This is a genomic window from Acidovorax radicis, assembly GCF_020510705.1.
Taxonomy (GTDB): Bacteria; Pseudomonadota; Gammaproteobacteria; order Burkholderiales; family Burkholderiaceae_C; genus Acidovorax; species Acidovorax radicis_A.
In genome coordinates this window covers 923943-948029 of sequence record NZ_CP075184.1, presented here as the reverse complement: position 1 = coordinate 948029, position 24087 = coordinate 923943, and the positions used below count along the sequence as shown (strand labels likewise).

Annotated in this window: 21 protein-coding genes; 9 read left to right on the top strand and 12 right to left on the bottom strand. The window is 63.7% G+C overall.

The features are described 5' to 3' along the window. Window positions 1–18: 18 nt before the first annotated feature. The 5 genes from KI609_RS04225 (at window position 19) to KI609_RS04205 (ending at window position 5306) form a co-directional block, all read left to right on the top strand. The gene (locus KI609_RS04225) at window positions 19–519 is read left to right on the top strand and encodes an HU family DNA-binding protein (RefSeq protein ID WP_226447429.1); all 501 of its coding nucleotides are present in this window, start codon (window positions 19–21) and stop codon (window positions 517–519) included. 570 nt (window positions 520–1089) lie between these two features. Next, entirely contained in the window at window positions 1090–1869 is a 780-nt protein-coding gene (locus tag KI609_RS04220) for a DUF3348 family protein (protein WP_226447428.1), read from the top strand. Next, entirely contained in the window at window positions 1866–4040 is a 2175-nt protein-coding gene (locus tag KI609_RS04215; RefSeq protein WP_226447427.1) for a DUF802 domain-containing protein, read from the top strand. Before KI609_RS04220 ends, KI609_RS04215 begins: the two co-directional genes overlap by 4 nt. Continuing rightward, window positions 4037–4708: an OmpA family protein gene (locus tag KI609_RS04210; protein ID WP_226447426.1), complete on the top strand. Its 672-nt coding sequence runs from the start codon at window positions 4037–4039 to the stop codon at window positions 4706–4708. The genes KI609_RS04215 and KI609_RS04210 overlap by 4 nt, the downstream gene beginning before the upstream one ends. Then, entirely contained in the window at window positions 4701–5306 is a 606-nt protein-coding gene (locus KI609_RS04205; protein WP_226447425.1) for a DUF2894 domain-containing protein, read from the top strand. Before KI609_RS04210 ends, KI609_RS04205 begins: the two co-directional genes overlap by 8 nt. 50 nt (window positions 5307–5356) lie before the next feature. Here the strand turns inward: KI609_RS04205 and eda are convergent, their stop codons facing one another. Together eda and edd are read right to left on the bottom strand one after the other, a co-directional pair. Then, on the bottom strand, window positions 5357–6013 hold the full coding sequence (eda, locus tag KI609_RS04200) for a bifunctional 4-hydroxy-2-oxoglutarate aldolase/2-dehydro-3-deoxy-phosphogluconate aldolase (protein WP_226447424.1): 657 nt from the start codon (window positions 6011–6013) through the stop codon (window positions 5357–5359). Further along, window positions 6004–7773: a phosphogluconate dehydratase gene (gene edd / locus KI609_RS04195; RefSeq protein ID WP_226447422.1), complete on the bottom strand. Its 1770-nt coding sequence runs from the start codon at window positions 7771–7773 to the stop codon at window positions 6004–6006. Before edd ends, eda begins: the two co-directional genes overlap by 10 nt. Before the next feature lie 94 nt (window positions 7774–7867). Between edd and KI609_RS04190 the strand changes: the two genes are divergently transcribed. Next, window positions 7868–8785, top strand: a complete 918-nt coding sequence (locus KI609_RS04190; RefSeq protein ID WP_226447420.1) for an SMP-30/gluconolactonase/LRE family protein — start codon at window positions 7868–7870, stop codon at window positions 8783–8785. 58 nt (window positions 8786–8843) lie between these two features. Here KI609_RS04190 and KI609_RS04185 read toward each other — a convergent pair whose 3' ends face one another. Both KI609_RS04185 and pgi read right to left on the bottom strand, forming a co-directional pair. Further along, complete coding sequence (locus KI609_RS04185) at window positions 8844–10067, bottom strand: AGE family epimerase/isomerase (RefSeq protein WP_226447418.1); 1224 nt, start codon at window positions 10065–10067, stop codon at window positions 8844–8846. A gap of 122 nt (window positions 10068–10189) precedes the next feature. Then, the gene (gene pgi / locus KI609_RS04180) at window positions 10190–11749 is read right to left on the bottom strand and encodes a glucose-6-phosphate isomerase (protein ID WP_226447416.1); all 1560 of its coding nucleotides are present in this window, start codon (window positions 11747–11749) and stop codon (window positions 10190–10192) included. A 193-nt stretch (window positions 11750–11942) separates the two neighbouring features. Here pgi and zwf point away from each other — a divergent pair, with 193 nt between their 5' ends. After that, on the top strand, window positions 11943–13397 hold the full coding sequence (zwf, locus tag KI609_RS04175) for a glucose-6-phosphate dehydrogenase (protein ID WP_226447414.1): 1455 nt from the start codon (window positions 11943–11945) through the stop codon (window positions 13395–13397). Between the two features lie 114 nt (window positions 13398–13511). Here zwf and KI609_RS04170 read toward each other — a convergent pair whose 3' ends face one another. The 7 genes from KI609_RS04170 to KI609_RS04140 form a co-directional block, all read right to left on the bottom strand. Next, the gene (locus KI609_RS04170) at window positions 13512–13895 is read right to left on the bottom strand and encodes a VOC family protein (RefSeq protein WP_226450178.1); all 384 of its coding nucleotides are present in this window, start codon (window positions 13893–13895) and stop codon (window positions 13512–13514) included. Between the two features lie 44 nt (window positions 13896–13939). Then, window positions 13940–14914 carry a glucokinase gene (gene glk, locus KI609_RS04165; protein ID WP_226447412.1) on the bottom strand — a complete coding sequence of 325 codons (975 nt, stop codon included), beginning with the start codon at window positions 14912–14914 and terminating at the stop codon, window positions 13940–13942. 208 nt (window positions 14915–15122) lie between these two features. Next, window positions 15123–16187, bottom strand: coding sequence for an ABC transporter ATP-binding protein (locus tag KI609_RS04160; RefSeq protein WP_226447410.1), 1065 nt, complete (start codon window positions 16185–16187; stop codon window positions 15123–15125). Window positions 16188–16193: 6 nt separating this feature from the next. Next, on the bottom strand, window positions 16194–17063 hold the full coding sequence (locus KI609_RS04155) for a carbohydrate ABC transporter permease (RefSeq protein ID WP_226447408.1): 870 nt from the start codon (window positions 17061–17063) through the stop codon (window positions 16194–16196). Next, on the bottom strand, window positions 17053–17934 hold the full coding sequence (locus KI609_RS04150; RefSeq protein WP_226447406.1) for a carbohydrate ABC transporter permease: 882 nt from the start codon (window positions 17932–17934) through the stop codon (window positions 17053–17055). Before KI609_RS04150 ends, KI609_RS04155 begins: the two co-directional genes overlap by 11 nt. 186 nt (window positions 17935–18120) lie before the next feature. After that, window positions 18121–19239, bottom strand: coding sequence for a carbohydrate porin (locus KI609_RS04145; RefSeq protein ID WP_413463416.1), 1119 nt, complete (start codon window positions 19237–19239; stop codon window positions 18121–18123). Between the two features lie 84 nt (window positions 19240–19323). After that, on the bottom strand, window positions 19324–20574 hold the full coding sequence (locus KI609_RS04140; protein WP_226447402.1) for an ABC transporter substrate-binding protein: 1251 nt from the start codon (window positions 20572–20574) through the stop codon (window positions 19324–19326). Between the two features lie 158 nt (window positions 20575–20732). On the opposite strand from KI609_RS04140, the gene KI609_RS04135 reads away from it, so the two are divergent. Continuing rightward, entirely contained in the window at window positions 20733–21464 is a 732-nt protein-coding gene (locus KI609_RS04135) for a response regulator transcription factor (protein ID WP_226447400.1), read from the top strand. Window positions 21465–21520: 56 nt separating this feature from the next. Then, complete coding sequence (locus KI609_RS04130) at window positions 21521–22915, top strand: sensor histidine kinase (RefSeq protein ID WP_226447398.1); 1395 nt, start codon at window positions 21521–21523, stop codon at window positions 22913–22915. A 212-nt stretch (window positions 22916–23127) separates the two neighbouring features. Here KI609_RS04130 and tal read toward each other — a convergent pair whose 3' ends face one another. Then, on the bottom strand, window positions 23128–24075 hold the full coding sequence (gene tal / locus KI609_RS04125; protein WP_226447396.1) for a transaldolase: 948 nt from the start codon (window positions 24073–24075) through the stop codon (window positions 23128–23130). Between the last annotated feature and the right edge of the window lie 12 nt (window positions 24076–24087).

Below are 24087 nucleotides of genomic sequence, written 5' to 3'. Positions count from 1 at the left end.
TAAGAAACTTCCATCATCATGGCAACTGCAAAGAAAACCCCGGCCCCCGCAAAGAAGGTCGTCAACAAGGCCGCAGCGCCTGCAGCCAAGAAGGCCGCACCCGTCGCCAAAAAGGCTGCGCCCGCAGCAAAGAAGGCTGCACCAGCCGCCAAAAAGGCTCCGGCAGCTGCCGCCAAGCCCGTCGCTGCCACACCCGCAGCACTGAAGCCCATCAAGACGGCTTTCAACAAAACCGCACTGATTGCGCATCTGGCTGAACAATCGGGTGTCGATCCCAAGGCCGCCAAGGCCGTTCTGGCCTCGCTCGAAGCCGCCATCCTGGCGTCGGTGCACAAAAAGGGTTCTGGCGAATTCACGCTGCCTGGCGTGCTGAAGATCGGCCTGCAACAAGTCCCGGCCAAGAAAAAGCGCTTCGGCAAAGACCCTTTCACGGGCGAAGAGCGCTGGTTCCCTGCAAAGCCCGCATCGGTCAAGATCAAGACCCGTGCGCTCAAGAAGCTCAAGGACGCCACGGCCTGATTGCCCGGCCGGCACCTGGCCTCGTCGTTCGCAGCCTGTGCGTGAAGGGCGGATGACCAGACGCTGTGGGGGCGCATCAAGTGCCCCCACAGCGTCTGCACGGTGTGACGGCACGAAGAGGTCTGCCCCCGGGCCGCGCGCTCTGCGTGTTCACCACCTTGGCGCCGGGGCCCCTGGCGCTTTGCAGGCCACCTGTCCACAGTCATCAGCGATGACCGGTCGCGTGGCCCCGACCTGATGTCCGGCACAACGCCACGCCTGACAATCCATGGCTCCATCGCATGCGGCGTCTGCAGCGCGAGCCCCACGCCATGACCATGCCAGACGGTGCCCGCACACCATCACTTCATGCCGCGAACATCGGGCGCCGGTAGCGCACGATGCGCACTCCTGGTCTGTCACGCACGCAGCACTGCCCTCTGCCGCAGCTGTAACAACTGCAACGCACCTGTAGCCAGCCGGTTCACCCCGGCATTCCTGCGAAAATAGCGGGCTTTGCCTGTCGGGGCCTATTGCCCCTGGTTCACCCTTTACGAGGTGCGACACAAGGCTGTCATTGGCCCCAACGGGATGTCCCTGCACCACTCCTCCTCTTCTCTCAACAGCACACGACTTGTGGCTCTGCTTCAGCAGTGGAACGAGGCGGAGCGTGCCCGTGCGCAGCCGTTCGACACGGCCGAGCAACTGGGCCATTGGCTGGGAACGGTCGGCGCGGTCAAGCTCAGCCGGGCGTTACACGCCATCGAATCGCTGCCAGTGGCTCGGCCAGGCCTGGGCGGCATGCCAGACGTGCAGTTACTCGACAAGGCGTTTCAATCGACCAGGGCCGAAGTGATGGACCTCATTCGAGCCCCTGCCACGCCGCTGCGGCCGGTGCGTGAACGGGCCGACAACACTCCCATTGCAGAGCCCGATCCCAGCGCAGGGGCTGATTTTGCGGCGCTCGCGCCGCGTTATCTCGCCTTGCAAAAGCAGATGGAGATCAAACTGAATGGTCTGCGCACGCAGATACGCGCCTGCCTCTCCAGGGGTAGCCACACACTCAGGCAACTGGCGGCGCTGGATGCGGTCATGGAACAGCTGCTGGGCGAACGCGAGCAGCGGCTGTGGGCATTGCTGCCGACCCAATTGGAAAAACGCCTCGCGGCCCGGCGCAGCGAGCATGAGCAAGCACTGGAGCGCTCCGGGCAAGCCGATGAACCGCAACGATGGCGCAAAGCGGGCGGCTGGCTGTGGGCGTTCGAGCAGGATTCACAGGCGTTGCTGCTGGCAGAAATGCAGGTGCGCCTTCAACCGATCATGGGCCTGCTGGAAGCGGCCCACAACGAAAAGAACGGGTTAACAGGATGAACAGAAGTTTGATGGCGGCCATCTTCGGGGCCGGCCTGGCGGTGATCCTTTGGGTAGGCTGGGGTTTTTGGGGAACCAGCCCGCTGGCGTTGACCATGACGTTTGTGATGGGGGGCGTCTACGTGGTGGGCGCCTATGAGTTGCTGCGGTTCCGTGCAGCGACGGCATCCTTGATCGCGGCACTGCCTGTCGGCACCTCAGGACCCGTCGCGGATCTGGAAGAATGGCTCGCACGCTTGCACCCCGCCCTGCGCCACCCCGTGCGCCAGCGCATCGAGGGCGAACGTGTTGCGTTGCCGGGCCCCACCCTGACCCCGTATCTGGTGGGATTGCTCGTGATGCTGGGCATGCTGGGCACTTTTCTTGGCATGGTGGTGACGTTCAATGGCGCGGTGTTCGCCCTGGAGTCCTCGTCCAGCCTTGAATCGATCCGTGCCGCACTGGCAGCCCCTATCAAGGGGTTGGGCCTGTCGTTCGGCACATCGGTGGCAGGTGTGGCGGGATCGGCCATGCTCGGCCTGCTGTCGGCCCTGGGTCGCAGCGAGCGGCTGCAAGCCGTGCGCCTGCTCGATGCAGCCATTCCCACGGCTTTCCGGTCGTTCTCGTCGGCACACCGACGCGATGAGATGTTCCACGCACTGCAAGCGCAAGCGCAGGCCATGCCGCTGATCGCCGAGCGCCTGCAGGGCCTGGCAGAAGGCCTGGAACTTCGCAACAAGCAGCTGGGTGAACAAATGCTGGCCCAGCAACAGGCGTTTCATCGCGACACCTCGTCGGCGTATACCGACCTGGCCAGCGCCGTGGGGACATCGTTGCAAGACAGCCTGCATCACAGCGCGCGCCAGGCGGGAGAGACCATCCGGCCCGTGGTCGAGCAAGCCATGTTGGCGCTGGCGCAAGAATCACAGAGCGCACACGAACGGCTGCGCGATGCCACCAACGTGCAGATGCACGCACTGTCATCCCAATGGGAAACCATGGCACACCAAGTGGCCGATACATGGGCTACCGCACTGCAGCGCCATACGCAGGCCCAGGACACGCTGCTGGTAAAAATCGACGACACCCTGCAGTCGGTGATGCAAACGCTGGAGCAGCGCTCCGCCGCGCTGCTGGTGTCTTTGCAGGAAACGGTGGCGCAATCGCACACCACCCAGCTCGCGGCAGACCAGCAGCGCCTGCAAGGTTGGAGCCAGTCCATGCAGGAAACAGCCAGCGCGCTTTGCACGCAGTGGGAGCGTGTGGGTGCACAAGCCGCGCAGCAGCAGCGCGGTGTGGGCGTCGCACTCGAAGACGCTGCCACCCGAATCACCCAAGGTATCAGCGAGCAGATGGCCCAGGTGCTGGGCAGTGCGGCCCGCTGGACCGAGCAGACCGATGCCCTGATGCGCGCCCGCATGCAGGCCGAAACCCAATGGGAGCAGGCACAAGGCCAGCGCATGGATGCGCTGGCGGGGGTGTGGCGCACGGAGCTGTCCGCACTGCGAGACGCAGAGGCCACGCGCGGCCAGGCCGCCATCGAACGGCTGGATGCCTTGCAAGGCGCGGTCGCCACGCATCTGGCCACTCTCGGCGCTGCCCTTGAAGAGCCGCTCACCCGCATGCTGCAAACCGCCTCCGAGGTGCCACAGGCCGCAGCAGGTGTCATCACCCAGTTGCGCCAGGAAATGGCACAGCTGAGCGAACGCGACAACGCGGCGTTGTCGGAACGCACGGCCATCACAGAGCAGATGGGCACCCTGCTGCACTCGGTGAACACGGCCACGCTGCAGCAACGCGCGGCCATCGAGTCGCTGGTCGCATCGGCTGCGTCTGTGCTGGAGCAGGCCGGCCAGCAATTCGCCCACTTGCTGGATGCGCAGACGACGCAGATGGATGGCGTGGCCGCGCACGTCAGCGCCAGCGCCGTGGAGTTGGCCAGCCTGGGCGAGTCATTCAGCCACGGCGTTGCGCTGTTCAGCGCCAGCAACCACAAGCTTGTGGAAGGCCTCTCGGGCGTGGAGAACACCCTCAGCCAGGCGATGGCCCGCAGCGATGAACAACTGGCGTATTACGTTGCGCAGGCGCGCGAAGTCATCGATCTGAGCATCTCGTCCCAAAGAGGCATTGTCGAGGACCTGCAACGGCTTCATGAGCGGGCAGGCGCGCGGCCGCAAGAGATTTCCGCATGACCGGCATGGACGACACACTGGACGATGCCACCGAACAGACCGCCCCGGTGTGGGCCGTTTTCGGTGACCTCATGGCGGGCCTGCTGGGCGCTTTTGTGCTCATCCTGGTGGGCGTTCTGGTGGTACAGATCGACCTGGTGGCCAGTTTGAAGCAGGAAGTCGAAAAGCGCCAGATGGAGGAAAAGCGCAGGATGGCGCTCGAAAAGGCGCTCGCGATCCCACTGGCCAGCGGCCGAGTGACTGTCAACAATGGCCGCATCGGCATCAGTGGCAGCGTGTTGTTTTCCACGGGCTCCGCAGACCTTCGCGCTGAAGGCCGCCAACTGCTGGAGAGCCTGGTGCCGCCTTTGCAGGTCTATCTGCGCGAACGCGACGAGATGCTGATGGTGAGCGGCTTCACCGACAATACCACCTTGCTGCGCGGCCCCAATCAGCGCTTCGCGGACAACCTGGAGTTGTCGGCACAACGGGCACTGACCGTGGCCCGCGCACTGATTGACGTGGGCATGCCGTCCTCCCAGGTGTTTGCAGCGGCTTTTGGCGCGGAACAACCCGTGGCGGACAACGTGGATGAGCATGGACGCGCAAAAAACCGCCGCGTCGAGATGGCGCCGGTGCCCAAAGCTGCCCACCTGAAAAATTCAAACACTACCACGCCCCATGAGTGACTCAACGCTGGAGTCCTTGCGGTCCGAAGGCGCTCATCAACACGATCCTGTGCGTTTTCGCTACCTCGAAACACTGGATCGCAGAATGCGCTTGCAACCGGCGGCCGTGCAAGTGCTGCTGGAGCGCAAGCTGCACGAAGCGCTTGTCGCGTACCAACATGACGCCCGCACGCTCCAGGCCGCACCAAACCACGCACAGAACCACGCACCGAAGCCCCCCGCAGAGAACGGCTTGTCCCAGCTCAATCGTGACTTGAACACACGCGCGCGCGCCGATGCCAACCAAGCGCTGGTGGATGGTACGCAGAGCATGTCCGACCTGCGCAGCGTGCGCCAATTCAGCGAGGTCTGGTCGAAAATTTCAGCAGAAAAGCAGGTGACACAGGCCTTGCACGCTGGGCCTGAAAACGCGGGGCCGCTCAATTCGCACAAACTCATGTTGCGCTCTTTGAACCTGATGCGCACGCTCTCGCCAGACTATCTGCGGCACTTTTGGGCGCAGATGGACAGCCTTTTATGGATGGAGCGGATGAACGCAGGCTTTGCCGCACCCTCGGCGAAACCTGCGCGCCAAGGCCGCACCAAGCTCAAGCTGTGAAGTGGCGAGCGGGCCCGCAGGGCCTGACCCGTCACCTCATCAGCCTTCACTCAGGCGGCGCGCAAGGCGTGGGTTTCGCGCGCGAGCTGGGTGATATGCGCCCAATTGCCTTCTCGCACGGCTTGCGCCGGCGTGAGCCATGACCCCCCCACGCAACGCACGTTGGGCAATTCAAGGTATCGGGGTGCCGTGGTCGTGTTGATGCCCCCTGTGGGGCAAAAGCTCACCTGGCCAAAGGGACTCGCCCACGACTTGAGCAGCGGGATGCCACCCACGGCTTCAGCAGGGAACAGCTTCAGGAACGAGAAACCATCGGCCAGCGCCCTCATGATTTCGCTGGACGTGGACACGCCAGGCAACAGGGGCAGGTGCAGGCTCTTGCAGGCGCTGCCGACTTCAGAGGTGTAGCCAGGGCTCACCGCAAAGCGGGCACCGGCTTCGCTGGCGCGGCGTGCGTCATCGGCATTGAGCACGGTGCCCACGCCCACCACGGCTTCGGGCAAATGGCGCGCAATGGCTTCAATTGCTGGCAGGCCGGCTGCGGTGCGCAGCGTCACCTCCAACACCTTCACCCCCCCGGCCAACAGCGCTTGCGCCAAGGGCAACGCGTCCTGCAGACGGTCAATCACGATGACGGGAATCACCGGCCCGTGGCTGGCGATGTCTAGCGGATTCATGGCGGTTGCGCCAGGTGGGTTTACAGCCATGTGCAGGCTCCTTGTTCAGCACCGCCAGCGTTGCGGCGAAAGTTAGTGAAAAGTTCACGGCCAAAGCCGGTTTGGGAGGCCGGTGTGTGGGGCGCCGGTGTGCGTGCGGCCCATTCGGCCTCATCGACCAGGACGTCCAGTCTGCCGGCCACAGCGTCGACCCGCACGATGTCACCGTCGCGCACCAGCGCCAGTGGCCCACCAGCGAGCGCTTCGGGCGTGACGTGGATGGCCGCCGGCACCTTGCCAGACGCACCGCTCATGCGGCCATCGGTGACCAGCGCCACCTTGAAACCCTGGTTCTGCAGCACGGCCAGGGGGGGCGTGAGCTTGTGCAACTCGGGCATGCCATTGGCCTGCGGGCCCTGGAACCGCACCACCGCCACCATATCCTGCTGCACATCGCCCGCGCTGAACGCGGCAAGCAACGCCTCCTGCGAGTCAAAAACACGAGCGGGCGCTTCGATCACATGCCGGTCATCGGGCACGGCCGACACTTTGATCACCGCGCGGCCAAGGCGCCCTTGCAAGAGGCGAAGGCCACCGGTGGCAGAAAACGGCTGGCTCACCGGCCGCAGCACGGAGGCATCACCCGACACGGCCGGGGCACTCTGCCCCCCGGCGGCAATGCCGCCTGCATTCACACTGAGCACGTCGGGATGCATCAGGCCATTGTTCAACAGCTCGCGCAAAATCCATGGGGGCCCGCCTGCGGCCTCAAACTGATTCACATCGGCATCGCCATTGGGATAAACGCGGGCGAGCAGCGGCACCGCCGCCGAGAGCTCGTCGAAATCCGTCCAGTCGATCAGGATGCCGGCGCTGCGTGCAATGGCCACCCAGTGAATCAGGTGGTTGGTGGAGCCGCCCGTTGCGAGCAACGCCACCATGGCGTTGACGATGCAGTGCTCATTCACCAAATGACCAATGGGGGTAAAGCGCTGGCCACGTTTGCCGATGTCCAGCACCGTGCGCACCGCCTGCCGGGTGAAGGCTTCGCGCTCTTCGGAGCCCGGCGGCGCAAAGGCCGCGCCCGGCACGTGCAGGCCCATCGCTTCGAGCAGCATCTGGTTGCTGTTGGCCGTGCCGTAGAAGGTGCAGGTGCCGGGGCTGTGGTACGCGGCGGATTCGGCCTTGAGCAACTCGTCGCGGCCCACCAAGCCTTGCGCATATTGCTCGCGCACCTTGGATTTGTCCTTGTTCGACAGGCCCGTGCCCATGGGCCCGGCAGGCACAAAAACGCAGGGCAGATGCCCATAGTGCAGCGCGCCAATCAGCAGGCCCGGCACGATCTTGTCGCACACCCCCAGCAGCAGTGCACCATCAAACACATCGTGGGACAGCGCCACCGCAGTGGCCATGGCGATGACATCGCGCGAGAACAAGGACAGCTCCATGCCCGGCGTGCCCTGCGTGACACCATCACACATGGCGGGCACGCCGCCGGCGACCTGCACCGTGGCGTTGTGCCGCGCCGCTTCGTCGCGCAACAGCGCAGGGAAGCTGTGGTACGGCTGGTGGGCCGACAACATGTCGTTGTAGGCCGTCACCACGCCAATAGTGGGCGCCTTCTCCACGGCGATCTTGAATTTCTCGGCGCCCGGCAAGGCAGCGTATGCATGCGCCAGGTTGGCACAACCCATGCGGTCTTGTGCTGGTTTGCGGTGAATCATGGCGTCCACGCCGGCAAGGTAGGCCGAGCGGGTGGGCGCACTGCGCTGAATGATGCGCGCCGTCACGCGCGCTACGACTGAGTGCATGGGGAATGCTCCATCGGTGGGTGGGGTTTGGCCTGCTGGCAAACCTGAATCTGAGGCCCTAGAATGTAACTCGATAACCGAATCACATCAATCCATGACCTTCCAGCCATTGCCGCTACCGCCCTCCGAGTTGGGCGAATCGCCCTTCTGGCACCCTCTCGAAAAGCGCCTTTACTGGTGTGATATACAGGGCTTCAGGGTCCATGCCTGGGATCCCGCCACCGGGCTTCACCTGCAGTGGCCTACCCCCAGCGAGCCCGCCTGTTGCGCCCCTGTTGCGGGCGGCGGGCTTGTAATCGGGTTACGTGATGGTTTCTATTTTCTCAACACCACCACGGGCGCGCTGCAATGCCTGGCGTTGCTGCCAGTAGCATGGCATGACCCCCACAGACTGCGTCTGAATGACGGCCGCTGCGACAGCCAGGGGCGCTTCTGGGCAGGCTCGGTCGTGACGCCCCGCACCCATCCCGACGCTGCGCTGTGGCGGCTGGAAGCGCTGGCGCACGGTGGTTACGCGGTGGAGTGCATGGCGGGCGACAACTTCACCGCCAATGGCCTGGCGTTCAGCCCCGACGACCGGTTCATGTATTGGTCCAACACCCCCGAACACCGCATCGACCAGTTTGCGTTCAATGCGCAAACCGGCACTATCACCCACCGCCAGCCGTGGGTGCAATTTGAGCGCAAGGTAGATGGCAAGCCTTACGGGGGGCGGCCTGACGGCGCGGCGGTGGACGTGCAGGGCAACTACTGGGTCGCCATGTACGAAGGGGCCTGCGTGCTGCAACTCTCCCCCAGCGGCAGCGTGCTGCAGCGCATGACCACGCCCGTCGAATGCCCCACGATGGTGTGTTTTGGCGGGGACGACCTGTGCACGCTTTATGTCACGTCGGCACGCAGTGGGCGGCCGCAGGCAGAGCTGGAGGCACCGACTCCGGCAGGCTCGCTGTTCAGCGCGCGCGTGGAAGTCGCCGGTCTGCCCGTGAACTTCTTCCCCATGGGTGTGGCGTAATTATCAAAATTGATAGCTGCTCACGCTTGCCCATCAATCGCTAGAGGCCTAAAAGGCTTCAAAACCCGGCCCCACGCCATTGCAGGGCCGCCAACACATCAAAGCATGCCCCCATGTTGTGGTAGTCGACCTTGCCCGCGTTGCTCTTTTCGCGGGTGTGGTTGAGGTTGCGGCCATCCAGGATGCGGAACCAAGCACCGTGCTCGTGGTCCACGAAGTGCTGCCAGCAATACGCCCAGATGCGGTCATACCAGTCCCCATAACGCGACTCGCCAGTATGCAGTGCCAGCAAGGCAGCCGCTGCCATGCTCTCGGCCTGCACCCAGTGGTATTTGCCGTCGTCGCAGATGCTGCCATCGGGCGCCATGCCGTAGTAAATGCCGCCGTGCTTGGCATCCCACCCAACGGTCAACGCCTCATCAAACAGGAATCGCGCACACGGTGCATGCCAGTCGGCGGGGGCCAGCGCATCGAGTTGCAGCAGCAGCTTGGCCCACTCGGTCTGGTGGCCGATCTGAAACCCCCAGGGCCGAAAGATGTTGGTCCGGTCGTGGCGGTTGTAGTCCCAGTCAAGCGACCAATCGCTGCGAAAGTGCTCCCAGATCCACCCCACCCGGCCCTGGGTGAGCGCCGCCTGCTTCTGGCAAACGCCGTGGGCCAACTGCTCGGCGCGCTGCAGGTAGCGCTGCTCGCCCGTGGCGCGAAACGCGGCCATCAGGGCTTCACAGGCATGCATGTTGGCGTTCTGCCCCCGGTAGCCTGACAGCACCCACGCGGGCGTTGCCTCGTCGGCATACAGGCCTGCGGCTGGCTGCCAGAAATGGCGCTCCGCGGTGTCGAACGCTTCGGCCAGCCATTGCCGCGCTTCGGGCAAACCGGCTTCGTGCGCACGCGCATACGCCAGCATGACAAACGCCATGCCGTAGCAATGCCGCGTGGCGTCCAGCACCGTCGCACGCCCCTGGTGCCAGTCGATCAACCACGCATAGCCACCGGTGGCGGGGTCGAGAAATGCGGTGCGCAAGAATCGGACGGCATGCGCCATGCGCTCGCGGTAGGGCGCTTCGCCGGTCACTTGCCACAGCAGCGCATGGGTCACCACAAACCGTGTCGCGCTGACCAGGTGGCGCGTGCGTTCGTCATAGACAGTGCCATCGTCCAGAAAGAAGTGGTACATGCCCCCCGAGGGATCGGTGGCGACGGGGTCGTAGAACGCCATGGTCTGGCGGATATGGCCACGCAAGAAATCGGGCGACCGGAAATCAGGCTGCGATGCTGTCATGGGTTGGTCTCTGCCCTCAAGAATGTCACGCCTGCAGTCACCGGCAAGGGATGCGCCGGGTTTCAGAGCGGGGGTGTCGGGTGTGTCTGTTGACGATGGGTTGTGATTGTTCGCAGAGACGATCACATGCTGCGCAGTCGCGCCAGCAGGCCCGCTGTGGAGGCATCGAGCCCCGCCACGTCGCCCGACTCCAGCCGCTCCTCCAGATTCCTGGCCAGCACCTTGCCCAGCTCCACACCCCACTGGTCAAAGCTGTTGATGCCCCACAGGCAGCCACTCACGAACACGCGGTGCTCCTGCAATGCAATCAGCGCCCCCAGCGATGCGGGCGTGAGGGATTCAAGCAGCAAAAAGGTGCTGGGCCGGTTGCCCGGAAAGTGCCGGTGGCCGTCGTCGCTGCGTTGACCCTCCATCAGTGCCTGCGCCTGCGCCAGCGCATTCGCCAGCAGCTTGTGGTGGTGCCCCGGCAGCGGGTGCGTGGGCTGGCGCACCGCAATCACCTCCAGCGGAATCACGTCCGTGCCCTGGTGCAGCATCTGGAAAAACGCATGCTGGCCATTCGTGCCAGGCTCACCCCACAACACGGGCGATGTGGCGACGGCCAGAGGTTGGCCATCGAGCGCAACCCGCTTGCCATTGCTCTCCATCTCCAACTGCTGCAGGTAGGCAGGCAGCCGCCGCAGCGCCGCATGGTAGGGCGCGATGCAGCGGGTGGTGAAGCCGTGAAAGTTGCGGTACCAGACATCGAGCAAGCCCAGGCGTACCGGCAGGTTCTGCGCGAGGGGCGCCGTGCGAAAGTGTTCGTCCATCGCATGCGCGCCGGCCAGCAGATCCCTGAAACCGGCGGAACCAATCGAGATCGCCAAGGGCAGGCCAATGGCCGACCACAGCGAATACCGCCCGCCGACCCAGTCCCAAAAACCAAAGGTGGTGGTGATGCCCAGCGCCTGCGCTGCGTCGACATTCGTGGTGAGCGCCACAAAATGGCGCCCCACGTTGTGCCCCCCTCCTGCGGCAAACCAGGCCAGTGCCGAGCGGGCGTTGGTCATGGTTTCCGTGGTGGTGAAAGTCTTGGATGCGACAAGGAACAAGGTGCTTTCGGGCCGCAGCGTCTTGAGCACCGTATGCAGCTCATGGCCATCCACATTCGACACAAAATGCAGCCGCTTGGTGGGCATGCGAGATGCCTCCAGCGCCAGCACGGCCATGTGGGGCCCCAGGTCTGAACCACCGATGCCGATGTTCACCACATCGGTGATGGTGTCGTCCGCCCGCACGGCGTCGGCATACACCAGCATGGCATCGAGGGTGGTGTGCACATCGGCCAGACGCTGCGGCGTCTCTGCCACATCACCGGGCAGCACCAACCCGGCCGGGCGGCGTAGCAAGGTGTGCAGCACGGCACGGTGTTCGGTGGCGTTGATGGCCTGCCCTGCAAACATCGCATCGCGGTGCTGCGCCAGACCACAGGCACGCGCCAGATCAAGCAACAACGTTTCGGTCTCACGATCCCACAGGTTTTTGGAAAGATCCGCAAACACGTGGGGTGCCGCCTGGCAAAAATGGGCGAAACGGTCAGCGTCTTCGGCAAAGGCATCGCGTATGTCCAGGGTGCGCCCCCGGGCGGTGAAATGGGCCTGCAAAAGAGGCCAAGGATCAGTCTGGTCGCAACGGGTAGGCATGGTTGGCATGTCGGCGGTAAGTTGAAACGCGCCGAGATAGTAACTTGATCAGTAACTTGATTACACAAATAACACGGGCGCTTCGTGTTTTTTCTGGTGACAAAAGGCATTAGCGCCTTAAAAATAGCCCAAAACCCATGTAACGTGATTACAATTTCACGCAATAAAATGATCCCTACATCACGGAGACACCATGAGTTTTGACCTCGTCCTGTTTGGCGGCACTGGTGACCTGGCGTGGCGCAAACTCATGCCCGCATTGTTTCAGGCGTTCCGCCATGGCACGCTCCCGCAAGGCGGTCGCATCATTGCCGTGGCCCGCGATGATCTGAGCGACGAACAATACCGCAGCCTCATCCAGTCTCGGTTTGACAGTGTGGAACTGGCCAAGCGCCCCACCCCGGACGAGTTCGAGCGTTTTGGCGCACTGCTGCATTACCTGCGCATGGACCTGTCGCAAACACAGGACTACGCGCGCCTGGCCGACATGCTGCGCGAGCGTGGCGCCGAATCGGTGGTGATGTATGTCGCCACCGCACCCAGCCTGTTCACCAATGTGTGTGAACAAATCGCCGCAGTGGGTCTGAACGGCCCCACCACGCGCGTGGTGCTGGAGAAACCCCTGGGCCACGACCTCGCATCGAACCAGGCCATCAATGACACCCTGCGCCGTGTGCTCAAGGAAGAACAGGTCTTTCGCATCGACCACTACCTGGGCAAGCCATCGGTGCAGAACCTGTTTGCATTGCGCTTTGGCAACGCCTTGTTCGAACCCCTGTGGCGGCGCGAGAACATCGCCAACATCCAGATCACCATTGCCGAAGAGCTGGGCGTGGAGACACGCGGCGCCTTCTACGACCAGACCGGTGCGCTGCGCGACATGGTGCAGAACCACGCACTGCAGTTGTTGTGTGCCATTGGCATGGAGCCACCGATCAGCTCCAGCGCCAACGCCATCCGCGACGAAAAGCTCAAGGTGCTGCAGTCGCTCAAGCCCTGGACGCCGGAGACCATCGGCCAGCATGTGATTCGCGGGCAATACGCCGCAGGCAACCACCAGGGCCAGCCGGTGCCCGGCTACGCGCAGGAAAAAGGGGTGGCCCCACACAGCACCACCGAAACCTTTGTGGCGCTGCGCACCGAGATTTCCAACTGGCGCTGGGCGGGCGTGCCGTTCTATATCCGCACCGGCAAACGGCTGGCGGGGCGCGACGCGCACATCGTCGTCAACTTCCGGCCCGTGCCCCACCCCATCTTCAAGACGCCAGCAGGCGCAGCCAACCGGTTGGTGATCAACCTGCAGCCCAAGGACGGGCTGGAGCTGCACCTGATGGCCCAGGGCGCCGCCCAGCACCAGGCCGAACCGGCCCTGTCGCAAGTGCATTTGAACCTGGACTTCGACCAGCGCTTTGGCGCCGAACGCGTGGGCGCCTACGAGCGTCTGCTGCTGGATGTGATTGCCGGCCGCCTGAACCTGTTTGTGCGCAGCGACGAGCAGGAAGAAGCCTGGCGCTGGGTCGAGCCCATTCTTCAACATTGGAAAGATGACGCGGCGGGCCCACGCCTCTACCCGGCCGGCACCTGGGGGCCCCGTGCCGCGAGCGCCATGATCGCGCGGGACGGACATTGCTGGAGTGAAGAGATGTGATGGGCCTTGCGGCCAGATCAGACGGCTGCTGGCGGCCCATCGCCGCCAGACAGCATGCCTGACAACAAGGTGAAAGGCCCCTCGGGGCCTTTTTTTATGGACCGACGGCACAGGTCAGGGGCCAGGCACCGGCCCCACCAATTCAATCGGCAAGCCATCTGGGTCGGCGATGAACGTGAAAGACGCGCCCGTCACCGGATCGGTTCGCACGGGCTCGGCCACCACGCCATGGGCAGCCAGCAAGCGCAGACTCGCCGCCATATCGGCCACACGCAGCGCCAGGTGGCGCAGCCCGCAGGCCTCGGGGAACGAGGGGCGTGCGGGGGGCGAGGGGAAAGAGAACAACTCAAGCTGCGTACCGTCGGGCAACTGCAGGTCCAGCTTGTAAGACTGGCGCTCGGCGCGGTATTGCTCGTGCACCACGGGCAGACCCAGAACCTCGGTGTAGAAACGTTTGGAGCGGGCGTAGTCGGATGCGATGAGGGCCACATGGTGCATGCCCAGGGGCCGCAAAGCGGGGGGCGGGGGGCTCGCCACGGCGCCTACTCCGTGCCGGCGATGTCCAGCGCACGCGATGCGCCATACAGTGCCGGGGTGGCGCTGGGGTCGATGATCCAGCACGGGATGGACGCAAGGTAGGGCTGAAAGCGGCCCTTGGACTCGAACCGTGCGCGGAACGAGGATTTGTCGAACCACGTGCCCAGACGCGGCACCATGCCGCCGCCAATGAACACGCCGCCGCGCGCGCCCAGGGTAAGGGCCAGGTTGCCCGCCACGCTGCCCAGAAAGCCGCAGAACAGGTCCAGCGCCTCCAGCGCCAAAGCATCGTTGGACTGCAGCGCCAGCTCGGTCACCTGAGCGGCCGAGCTGACCTCCTTGCCGCCACGCTGCGCGAGCCTGCGCAGCGCGTGGTACAGGTCCACCAGCCCGGCGCCCGACACGGCGCGCTCGGCCGACACGTGGCCGTAGCGCTCTTGCAGGATGGCCAGCACATCAAATTCGCGCTGCGTCTGCGCCGCCAGCGACACATGCCCGCCCTCGCCTGACAAAGGCACTCCGCTGCTGGAGCCCGGCGGAAACACCAGCCCCGACACGCCCAGCCCCGTGCCCGGGCCCAGCAACGCAATCGCAGCCCCCGACACGGCCTCGCCGCCACCCACGGGGCGCAGCAGGTCGGGCGTGAGCAGGGGCAGCGCCAGTGCCAGCGCGGTGAAGTCGTTGATGACCACCAACCGCTCGAAACCAAACGCCTCGCGCACCGCGCGCTGCGAGAAGCTCCAGCTGTGGTTGGTCATGCGGATGGCATCGCCCGTGACGGGGTTGGCAATGCCGAACGCCGCCTCGCGCGGCGTGGGCACGCCCACCTCTTTCAGATAGGCCGACAGCGCCGCGTCCACGGTGGGGAACTGCGCGCACGGCAACACGCGCGTGTCGTTCAAAGGGCCGCCCGGCTCGATCTGCCAGGCCAGGCGGATATTGGTGCCGCCGATGTCGGCGAGAAGGCGCTGAGGGTGCATAGGAAAAAGATGGAGACCAAAGGTCACACGCCCCCGCTGCCCTGCGGCAGATGGCGGTCTGTGGGTTGCAAATGCTACTATTTGTATAGCTAATTGCGCTTGATGGATAAGCGCTGGAGCCTCTTTTTACCTGAATTGCCCTTTCAGGCAAAGACCAAAGTCCCTTCTTGGGTTCGTATGGCTACCCAGCGACCGGGGCTCGCTCGTCTCAGCCCGTCAATCGCTCTTCGGACTTCGCGTCGAACCAGTGGGCGTTGGCCGGTGCCACGGTCAGGCCCACGTGGTCGCCCGGCTGCACGCGGGTTTGTGCGTCGGTGCGCAGCGTAACGCTGCCTGCGGCGGTGTCCACCATCACATAGGTATCGGGGCCCGTGGGCTCCACCACGCTCACGGTGCCACGCCAGGGGGCGCTGTCTTGCATCACCAGGTGCTCGGGGCGCACACCCAACATCACCTCGGCGGCGGACAGGGGCGCCGCCAGATCGAGCGAGGCCCCTTGCAAGGCAAAGTGCCCGGCCGCCTGCGTACCGCGCAGCAGGTTCATGGTGGGCGAGCCGATAAAGGTCGCCACATAGGTGTTGGCCGGGCGGTTGTAGATCTCGTCGGGCGTGCCAAGCTGCTGCACCACGCCGCCCTTCATCACCGCAATGCGCGAGCCCAGCGTCATGGACTCGACCTGGTCATGCGTGACGTACACGCTGGTGATGCCGCTGGCCTGGTGCAGGCGCTTGATCTCGGCGCGCATCTCCACGCGCAGCTTGGCATCAAGGTTGGACAACGGCTCGTCGAACAAAAAGAGCTGCGGCTGGCGCGCGAGCGCCCGGCCCATGGCCACGCGCTGGCGCTGGCCACCCGACAGCTGGCTGGGCCGGCGGTCCAGCAAGTGGCTGATCTGCAGCATGGCCGCCACCTCGTCGATGCGCTTTTGGCGCTCGGGCTTGGGCATCTTGCGCATCTCCAGCGCAAAGCCGATGTTGTCGGCCACAGAGAGCGTGGGGTAGAGCGCGTAGCTCTGGAACACCATGGCAATGTCACGGTCGCGCGGGGGCATGCCCACCACGTTCTTGTCGGCGATGCGAATCTCGCCTTCGGTGGGCTCGTCCAGCCCGGCGATGATGTTGAGCAGCGTCGATTTGCCGCAGCCCGAGGGGCCCACGAGGATCAGGAACTCGCCCGGGGTGACATGGATGTCGATCTTGCGCAGCACCTCCACGCTTTTGTCGCCCTTGCCAAAGCGCTTGTTGATGCCTGCGATGTCCAATGAAGACGCCATGATTCTTTATCCCTTGACGGCGCCCGCCGTGAGGCCGCGCACAAAAAATTGACCCGCCAGCACATAGATCACCATCGTGGGCAAACCCGCGATGATGGCGGCGGCCATGTCCACGTTGTAGGCCTTCACACTGCTGGAGGTGTTGGCCAGGTTATTGAGCCCCACGGTGATGGGCTTGGAGTCGGTGCCCGAGAACACCACACCAAACAGAAAGTCGTTCCAGATGTTGGTGAACTGCCAGATCAGCGTGACCATCACGATGGGGGTGGACAGCGGCAGCACGATGCGCCAGAAGATCTGCCAGAAACTCGCCCCGTCCATGCGGGCGGCGTTGACCAGCTCTTTCGGAATGGCGGCGTAATAGTTGCGAAAGAACAGTGTCGTGCCCGCCAGGCCCGCCAGGCAGTGAATGAACACCAGCCCGGTGATGGAGCTGGACAAACCCATCCAGCCCAGAATCTGGCTCATGGGCAAAAGCACCACCTGGAACGGCATGAACACCCCAAACAGCAGCAAACCAAACAGGGTGTCGCTGCCGCGAAACTTCCACAGGCTGAGCACGTAGCCGTTGAGCGCGCCCCACACGGTCGAGATGAGCACCGCAGGCACCGCCATCATGACGGAGTTCCAGAAGAACGGTTGCAGCCCGTTGCAGTCCACGCCCGTGCAGGCACTGGACCACGCGCTGGACCAGGCCGCACCATTGAAGGCACTGGGCAGTGCCAGCAGCGATGTGGAGCGGATCTCCTGCGCGTCCTTGAACGAAGTCACCAGCATGGCGTACAGCGGAAGCAGGAAGAAGACTGCAGCCAGCGCCAGCACGGCATAGACCAGCAGGCGACCGATAGAGGGCACCCAGGGAGTTTTAGCGGTCATGGGGTTTGCTCCGCAGTTCGCTGTAAAGGTAAGGGATGACCAACGCCGCCACGGTCGCCAGCATCATGGTGGCGCTTGCAGCGCCCAGACCAATCTGCCCGCGCGAGAACGACATGGTGTACATGAATGTGGCGGGCACATCGGTGGAGAAACCCGGCCCGCCCGCCGTGAGCGCCATCACCAGGTCAAAACTCTTGATGGCCAGATGCGACAACACCATGACCGTGGAAAAGAACACCGGCCGCAGCGCGGGCAACACGATGCGCCAGTAAACGCGCGGCAGCGACGCGCCATCCACCTGGGCCGCCTTGATGATGCTGTCGTCAATGCCACGCAGCCCGGCCAGGAAAAGCGCCATCGCAAAGCCTGCGCTCTGCCAGACTCCAGCGATCACCACGCAGTAGATCGCCTTGTCGGTATCCACCAGCCAGTCGAAGCTGAAGCCCGGGAACCCCCAGTCGCGCACCAGCTTTTCGATGCCCACGCCGGGGTTGAGCAGCCACTTCCAGGCCGTGCCCGTGACGATGAACGACAGCGCCATGGGGTAGAGATAGATGGTGCGCAAAGCGCCTTCGGCGCGGATCTTCTGATCCAGCAGCACCGCCAAGATAACGCCGAGCAGCAGCGAGCCCCCGACGTAGCCCAGGCCGAAGATGCCCAGGTTCTTGAGAGCGACCCACCAGCGGTCCATCTCCCACAGCCGCTCATATTGCGCAAGGCCCGCCCACTCGTAGTTCGGCAACATGCGCGACGCCGTGAAGCTGAGCACGCCGTTCCAGGCCATCAGGCCATAGATAAACGCGAAGCCCAGAACAAACGCGGGGGCCACCACCAGCTTGGGCAGCCAGGTTTCAAAGGAATTCTTGGTCATGACCACAGAAAAGGTTGTGCATGTGCCTGCATCACAAAAAAATGGGGGCACGCTCGGAGTGCCCCCCAAAGAACAAAGTAACTCGCACTAACTCACTCACTCTCTCTCACTCAAAGACGTCTCGTTGCCGGGCGTGCCCCCTGGCCATGCAGCCATGGCGCGCGCCCGGTCTCAAAGCGCAATGACTTACCACCAGACCTCATATTGCACGCCCACCAACGTGCGCGAAGTCTTGCCATTGGCACCGAATGTGGCGGCATTGGCCACCGCAGCCGCCTGGTTCCAGTTGGCCTTGGTTACATACAAGCGCAACTCGGGGCGTGACCAGAAGTCTTCTGACAGCGCCAAGGCGGCGGCCAGCGTGACCTTGCTCAGACGCTGGTCCGGCCCGGCACCCTTGCGGGTGGTGGTCGACAACTCGGCCAGGCCCTTGAAGTTCTTGGTGAAGGCATACGAACCGCGGCCACCCAAGGAGAAGTCCTTGGTTTCCACACCCGTCAGATCCGCCTTGTTCGTCTGGTAGCCGATCAGCGCCTGGCCACCCAAGGGGCCGAATTGCCAGCCGATCGAATCCGCAATGCGGTTGACACGCTTGCCTGCGGATGTGCCGTCGATGGACTCAAACTCGCCGTCGATCCGGGCGTGCCCGCGCGAGGTTTGCAGGTAGAGCGCGTTGCTCATTCCGGGCAAGAGGAAGTCCTTCTGGTTGTGCAACAGCGAAATACCAGAGCCCGAACCCCCGTTGACCTGGCCCGAACCGCTCACCGACGTCAGCAGCACGCGCAGTTGTCCGCCGGGGTTGGTATTGATCTCTGAAAAGTCGGCGTTGAGGCGATTGGCCTTCACGCCGTTGGGCAAACTGCCGTCAAACTTGTCGCCCGAGAAAATGCCCAGGCCCAGCTTGGCGCCCCCCAGAGGAATGTCGGTGACGCCTGCACCCTGGTTGTCACCGTAGTTGAGCAGGAAGTTGTCAACGATGTGCACATCCTGAATCCGCAGGCGGCGCTGGCCGGCCCAGAACTTGGCTTCGGGCGCAAACGACAGGCCGCTCATTTCCACGTACGCCTGCTCGGTGGTGATATCGCCACTACCCCATTTGGCGGGCATGTAGTTCACCTTCCACTTGACACCACCGGCTTCAAAGGTGCGTGCAAAGTTAAGCTCGATGCCGTTGTCACCTTCATTGCCAAGGCGGTATTTTTGCAGCTCGCCACCCAGTGCCAGATTGCCTTTGACACCATCGGAGTGATTGAATACCGGCCCCCCGCGGGAGTAACCGTTGAACTCGAAGCCTGCTACGTCCATAGCAAAGGCACCATTTGCGCATGCGGCGGCCAAAGCCACCGCCAACAGGCGGTTTCTTTTCATCATGAAGAATCCCTCAGAGGTTTATTTGGTTTTCGCGGCGGTCGCGATCTTTTTCACAGCATCAGCGACGCTGATCTTGTCGTCATTCCAGAACTGGCTGACCACATCCTTGATAGCACCCTCTGTAGCGGGTGCAATTGCCATGCCGTGCGCCACGCTGGGCAACAGGCTGCCGCTTTTGGCGGTGTCGGCAAAGTCTTTGGCAGATGCCTTGGCGCAATCGTCAAACTTGTCCATGCGCATACCGGCACGCACCGGAATAGAACCCTTGTTGAGGTTGAAGACTTCTTGGAACTCGGGGCTCATGATGGAGGTCGCCAGATCGCTTTGTGCCTTCTGGGCCGCTGGATCCTTGAGCTTGAACATGATGAACGAATCAATGTTGAAGGTGTAGGAGGTCGTGGTGCCAGGCGCTGGCGCGCACAGGAAATCCTTGCCCGGCACCTTGTTGGCCGCCAGGAACTCGCCCTTGGCCCAGTCACCCATCAGCTGAAAGCCCGCCTTGCCCTGAATCAACATGGCCGTGGCCAGGTTCCAGTCGCGGCCAGGTGCGCCCGAGTCGGTGTAGGACTTGATGCGGCGAAAGGTTTCGAGCGATTTTTTCATCGCGTCGCTGTTGATGGCCTTGTCATCGAGCTTGACCAGGGCATCGTTGTAAAACTTGGCGCCGCCCACCCCCAGCACCACCGACTCAAAGGTGGTGAAGTCTTGCCAGTTCTGACCGCCATGGGCCACCGGAATCAGGCCGGCAGCCTTGAGCTTGTCGGCAGCGGCAAAGAATTCGTCCCAGGTCTTGGGCATGCCGGCGACACCGGCCTTCTTGAGCGCCTCGGAGCTGCCCCACATCCAATTGACGCGGTGCACGTTGACCGGGGTGGCCACGTAAGAGCCCTTGTACTTCATGACATCTGCCACGACCTTGGGGAGCAATTCATCCCATTTTTCGGCCTTGGCCACCGGGTCCATGTTGGCCAGCACGCCTTCCGCAGCCCACTCCTGGATGGCAGGGCCTTTGGTTTGGGCCGCCGACGGGGGGTTGCCCGAGATCACGCGGCTTTTGAGCACCGTCATGGCGCTGTCGCCGCCGCCACCGGCCACAGCGAAATCGCGCCATGTGTGGCCCTTGGCCTGCATGATTTTCTTGAGCTCGGCCACCGACTTGGCCTCACCTCCCGAAGTCCAGTAATGCAGCACCTCCACCTCTCCCGCGCTGGCAGACATCACCACCGCCAGGCCCACCGTCGCTGCGGCAATTTTTGAAATCTTCCACATACCCTTGTCTCCTCGATGTTTGAATCCGTTGGTGCGCCGTCTTACCGGTGCCATTCAGCGCAGCCGTTACTTTAATTACAATAATTAATTCAACGATTGGTGCTTTCCCTGAGAGCCCCACACCGCCCGCTCCAAGGGCCGTTTGTTATGCTCATTCCATGGCCACGCTACTAATTGTCGAAGACGACGCCCTGCTGCTCGACGCACTGACAGGCCAACTCAAACAACAGGAATACGACGTCTGCACGGCGTCCAGCGTGGCCCAGGCCATGGCGGTTTTGCAGACGCAGGCGGTGGACGGCATCATCCTGGACCTGGGTCTTCCGGGGGCCGATGGCATGGAGCTTTTGACCTGGGCACGCACCCACATCGCGGGCCTTCCGGTGCTCATCCTCACGGCGCGCGACGGCGTGGAAGACCGCGTGCTTGGGCTCAACGCCGGGGCCGACGACTACATCACCAAACCCTTCAACATGCAGGAGCTGCAGGCCCGTCTTCAGGCCATGCTGCGCCGCGCGCGGCAGCCCGCATTCACGCAGGCCAACCAAGCCCATGGCAGCGCTGGTGCGGGCCACACCACCATTGGCCTCCTGACGCTCGACCATGCCAGCCATTGCGCGACCCTCCACGGGGCCCAGCTCGAACTCACGCTGCGCGAGTGGGAGCTGCTGGAGCTGCTCGCCCAGCGCTGCGGCGAAGTGGTCACCCGCGACGATGTGCTGGCCGCCTGGCGTGCCAGCCCGCTGGAGCCGGGGCAAGCGGCGGCACCGCTCAACTCCAACGCGCTGGAGGTGTATGTGCACCGCCTGCGCAAGAAGCTCGACCCCTCCAATCTGGTGATCCGCAACATCCGCGGCCTCGGCTACATGCTGGCCAAACCGGCAGATTGAACCGGCACCGCGGCAGGCTACAAGCCCCCTCCCACACCCTTTCCAACACAGCCACCATGCGACAGGTTCCGGGGGTTTCCCTTCAGCGCAAGCTGCTGCTGTGGCTGCTGCTGCCACACCTTGTGTTGTGGCTGTTTGGCGGGGTTCTGGCGTGGCGCCTGGCGCTGCAAAACGGCGAAAAAGGCATTGACCAGGCGCTGACCCAATCGGTGCGCGCACTGGCTCGCCAGATCAAACCGATTGGCGATGGTCTGCTGGTGGACTTCCCCAAAGCCGCGCAAGACATCCTGGAGCAAGACCCGGCAGACCGCATCACCTACATGGTGTCATCGCCCCCCGGCCGTTTCCTGCTGGGCAACACCCAGTTGCCACAGCCGCCGGCCATGGACGTTGCCGTGGGTGAGACCTTCCTGTACCACGCGCAGGTCGACGGCAAGCCGGTCAGGGTGGCCCTGCTGGACGTGGACTATGGCACCCCGCAGTCGCGCCAGCGCCTGCGGGTGCAGGTGGCACAGAGCCTGACGGTGCGGGAACGCATCGCGCGCGAATTGCTCGCGCAACTGCTGATCCCGATGGGGCTGATTGGTCTGGCCCTGGGCGCACTGGTGTATGCCGGCGTGGCGCGCGGCCTGCAGCCGCTCAAGCGGCTGCAGGCGCAGATTGACCAGGCTGGCGCGCTGTCCCAAGGCGGCACCAGCGCCCCATTGCCGCCCATTGAGCTGACCTCTGCACCGCAAGAGGTGCAATCGCTGGCCAGCACCATCAACCGGCTGCTCGACACCGTGGCGCGCGGGCAGCAAAAGGAAAAACGATTTTTGAACGATGCGGCGCACCAGCTGCGCACGCCGCTGGCCGGGTTGATAGGACAGACAGAGTTGGCGCTGCATGAAAGCCACGAACCCGCTGTTCAAGCCCGTTTGCAAAAAGTGCTGGCGGCCGCACAACGCAGCGCGCACCTGGTGCACCAGCTGCTGCAGCTGGCCCGCTCGGAATCGAACGTGGACCTGCAGTCCATCAACCTGGCCGCGCTGGCCCGTGAGGTGGCCCGAGAATGGGCCGCCCGGGCCCTCGCGCAAGGCATGGACCTGGGTTATGAGGGCAACGACCAACTGGAGGTGCTGGGCCAGCCGCTGCTGCTGCGCGAGGCCCTGAACAATCTCATTGACAACGCCTTGCACTACGCGGGTCGGGGCGCCACCGTCACGGTGCGCGTGTCCACCACGCCGGGGCGCTGGGCCGTGCTGGCGGTCGAAGACGATGGCCCCGGGGTGCCTGCGGCGCACCTGGCCGAGATGTTTGCGCGTTTCTGGCGCGGGTCCGACAAAGCGGGCGGCTGCGGGTTGGGTCTGTCGATTGTGGAAGGTATTGCGCTGCTGCACGGTGGCCAGACAGTGGCCGAGCCCGTAACGCCGCACGGCCTGCGCGTGGGGCTGAGGATTCCGCTGCGTTGAGCCGCAACAATCATCGCGCCCAAGCACGCAGCGCAGCGCCTGGAGAGCGTTTAAGCCCCCGGGTATCGCCGTGCGCCGCGCGCCCTGCGCCCTGGTTCGCCACCAACGCCAAAACCGCCAGACACTTCAAAAAGTATAGCTACTAGCGCTTGATAGATAAGCGCTAGAGCCCTATTTGACTTAAAAAATGAGACGGCAGCCGTGCCGCAGCGTCAGGCGGCGAGAATCAGTTTTTCGAGCTTGACTGCGTCCACGGCAAAAGCGCGAATGCCCTCGGCCAGCTTCTCGGTGGCCATGGCGTCTTCGTTGAGCGCAAAGCGAAACCCGGCCTCGTCGTAGTGGACGGCGGGCAGGTCCATGCCTTTGGCCGCTGCGGCGTTCAGCGCGGGTTGCAGCGGGGCATCGCTGGCTGCGAGCTGGGCGAGCAGTTCGGGCGCAATGGTCAGCAGGTCACAGCCTGCCAGCGCCGTGATCTGGCCCACGTTGCGAAAGCTCGCACCCATCACCTCGGTGGCAATGCCAAAACGTTTGTAGTGGTTGTAGATCTGCGTGACCGACAACACACCGGGGTCGTTGGCGCCGGCGCGTGCCGCTTCGTCCCAGCTTGCGCCCGCCTGCTTTTTGTACCAGTCGTAGATGCGGCCCACAAAAGGCGAGATCAGCTGCACCTTGGCCTGGCCACAGGCCACGGCCTGGGCAAACGAGAACAGCAGCGTAAGGTTGGTGTGAATGCCGCGCAGCTCCAGCTGTTCGGCGGCCTTGATGCCCTCCCAGGTCGCCGCGACCTTGATGAGCACGCGGTCGATGTGGATGCCTTCGGCTTGGTACAGCTCGATGAGGCGTTCGGCGCGCGTAACGGTGGCGCTGGTATCAAAACTCAGGCGTGCATCCACTTCAGTGGAGACGCGGCCCGGGATGGTGGCCAGGATCTCACGGCCAAAGCGCACCAGCAGCCGGTCGATGATTTCGTCCATCGGGCGGCCCTGGTACTGCGCCACGGTGTCTTTCAACAGCGGCGCGTATTCGGGCTTTTGCACCGCCTTCAGGATCAGCGATGGGTTGGTGGTGGCGTCCTGGGGCTTGAATTGCGCCAGTTGCTTGAAGTCGCCAGTGTCGGCAACCACGGTGGTGAACTGTTTGAGGGCATCGAGTTGGTTCATGCTGCCATTATT

Excerpts from the sequence above, each read along its gene's own strand:
- KI609_RS04170 (WP_226450178.1), bottom strand. The coding sequence starts at position 13,895 with ATGCACCATGTGGCCCTCATCGCATCCGACTACGCCCGCTCCAAACGT.
- glk (WP_226447412.1), bottom strand. The coding sequence starts at position 14,914 with ATGCACCCTCAGCGCCTTCTCGCCGACATCGGCGGCACCAATATCCGC.
- KI609_RS04220 (WP_226447428.1), top strand. The coding sequence starts at position 1,090 with ATGTCCCTGCACCACTCCTCCTCTTCTCTCAACAGCACACGACTTGTG.
- KI609_RS04140 (WP_226447402.1), bottom strand. The coding sequence starts at position 20,574 with ATGTGGAAGATTTCAAAAATTGCCGCAGCGACGGTGGGCCTGGCGGTG.
- KI609_RS04210 (WP_226447426.1), top strand. The coding sequence starts at position 4,037 with ATGACCGGCATGGACGACACACTGGACGATGCCACCGAACAGACCGCC.
- KI609_RS04135 (WP_226447400.1), top strand. The coding sequence starts at position 20,733 with ATGGCCACGCTACTAATTGTCGAAGACGACGCCCTGCTGCTCGACGCA.
- pgi (WP_226447416.1), bottom strand. The coding sequence starts at position 11,749 with ATGCCTACCCGTTGCGACCAGACTGATCCTTGGCCTCTTTTGCAGGCC.
- KI609_RS04205 (WP_226447425.1), top strand. The coding sequence starts at position 4,701 with ATGAGTGACTCAACGCTGGAGTCCTTGCGGTCCGAAGGCGCTCATCAA.
- eda (WP_226447424.1), bottom strand. The coding sequence starts at position 6,013 with ATGGCTGTAAACCCACCTGGCGCAACCGCCATGAATCCGCTAGACATC.
- KI609_RS04145 (WP_413463416.1), bottom strand. The coding sequence starts at position 19,239 with ATGGACGTAGCAGGCTTCGAGTTCAACGGTTACTCCCGCGGGGGGCCG.
- KI609_RS04155 (WP_226447408.1), bottom strand. The coding sequence starts at position 17,063 with ATGACCGCTAAAACTCCCTGGGTGCCCTCTATCGGTCGCCTGCTGGTC.
- zwf (WP_226447414.1), top strand. The coding sequence starts at position 11,943 with ATGAGTTTTGACCTCGTCCTGTTTGGCGGCACTGGTGACCTGGCGTGG.
- KI609_RS04185 (WP_226447418.1), bottom strand. The coding sequence starts at position 10,067 with ATGACAGCATCGCAGCCTGATTTCCGGTCGCCCGATTTCTTGCGTGGC.
- edd (WP_226447422.1), bottom strand. The coding sequence starts at position 7,773 with ATGCACTCAGTCGTAGCGCGCGTGACGGCGCGCATCATTCAGCGCAGT.
- KI609_RS04130 (WP_226447398.1), top strand. The coding sequence starts at position 21,521 with ATGCGACAGGTTCCGGGGGTTTCCCTTCAGCGCAAGCTGCTGCTGTGG.
- KI609_RS04190 (WP_226447420.1), top strand. The coding sequence starts at position 7,868 with ATGACCTTCCAGCCATTGCCGCTACCGCCCTCCGAGTTGGGCGAATCG.
- KI609_RS04160 (WP_226447410.1), bottom strand. The coding sequence starts at position 16,187 with ATGGCGTCTTCATTGGACATCGCAGGCATCAACAAGCGCTTTGGCAAG.
- KI609_RS04215 (WP_226447427.1), top strand. The coding sequence starts at position 1,866 with ATGAACAGAAGTTTGATGGCGGCCATCTTCGGGGCCGGCCTGGCGGTG.
- KI609_RS04225 (WP_226447429.1), top strand. The coding sequence starts at position 19 with ATGGCAACTGCAAAGAAAACCCCGGCCCCCGCAAAGAAGGTCGTCAAC.
- KI609_RS04150 (WP_226447406.1), bottom strand. The coding sequence starts at position 17,934 with ATGACCAAGAATTCCTTTGAAACCTGGCTGCCCAAGCTGGTGGTGGCC.
- tal (WP_226447396.1), bottom strand. The coding sequence starts at position 24,075 with ATGAACCAACTCGATGCCCTCAAACAGTTCACCACCGTGGTTGCCGAC.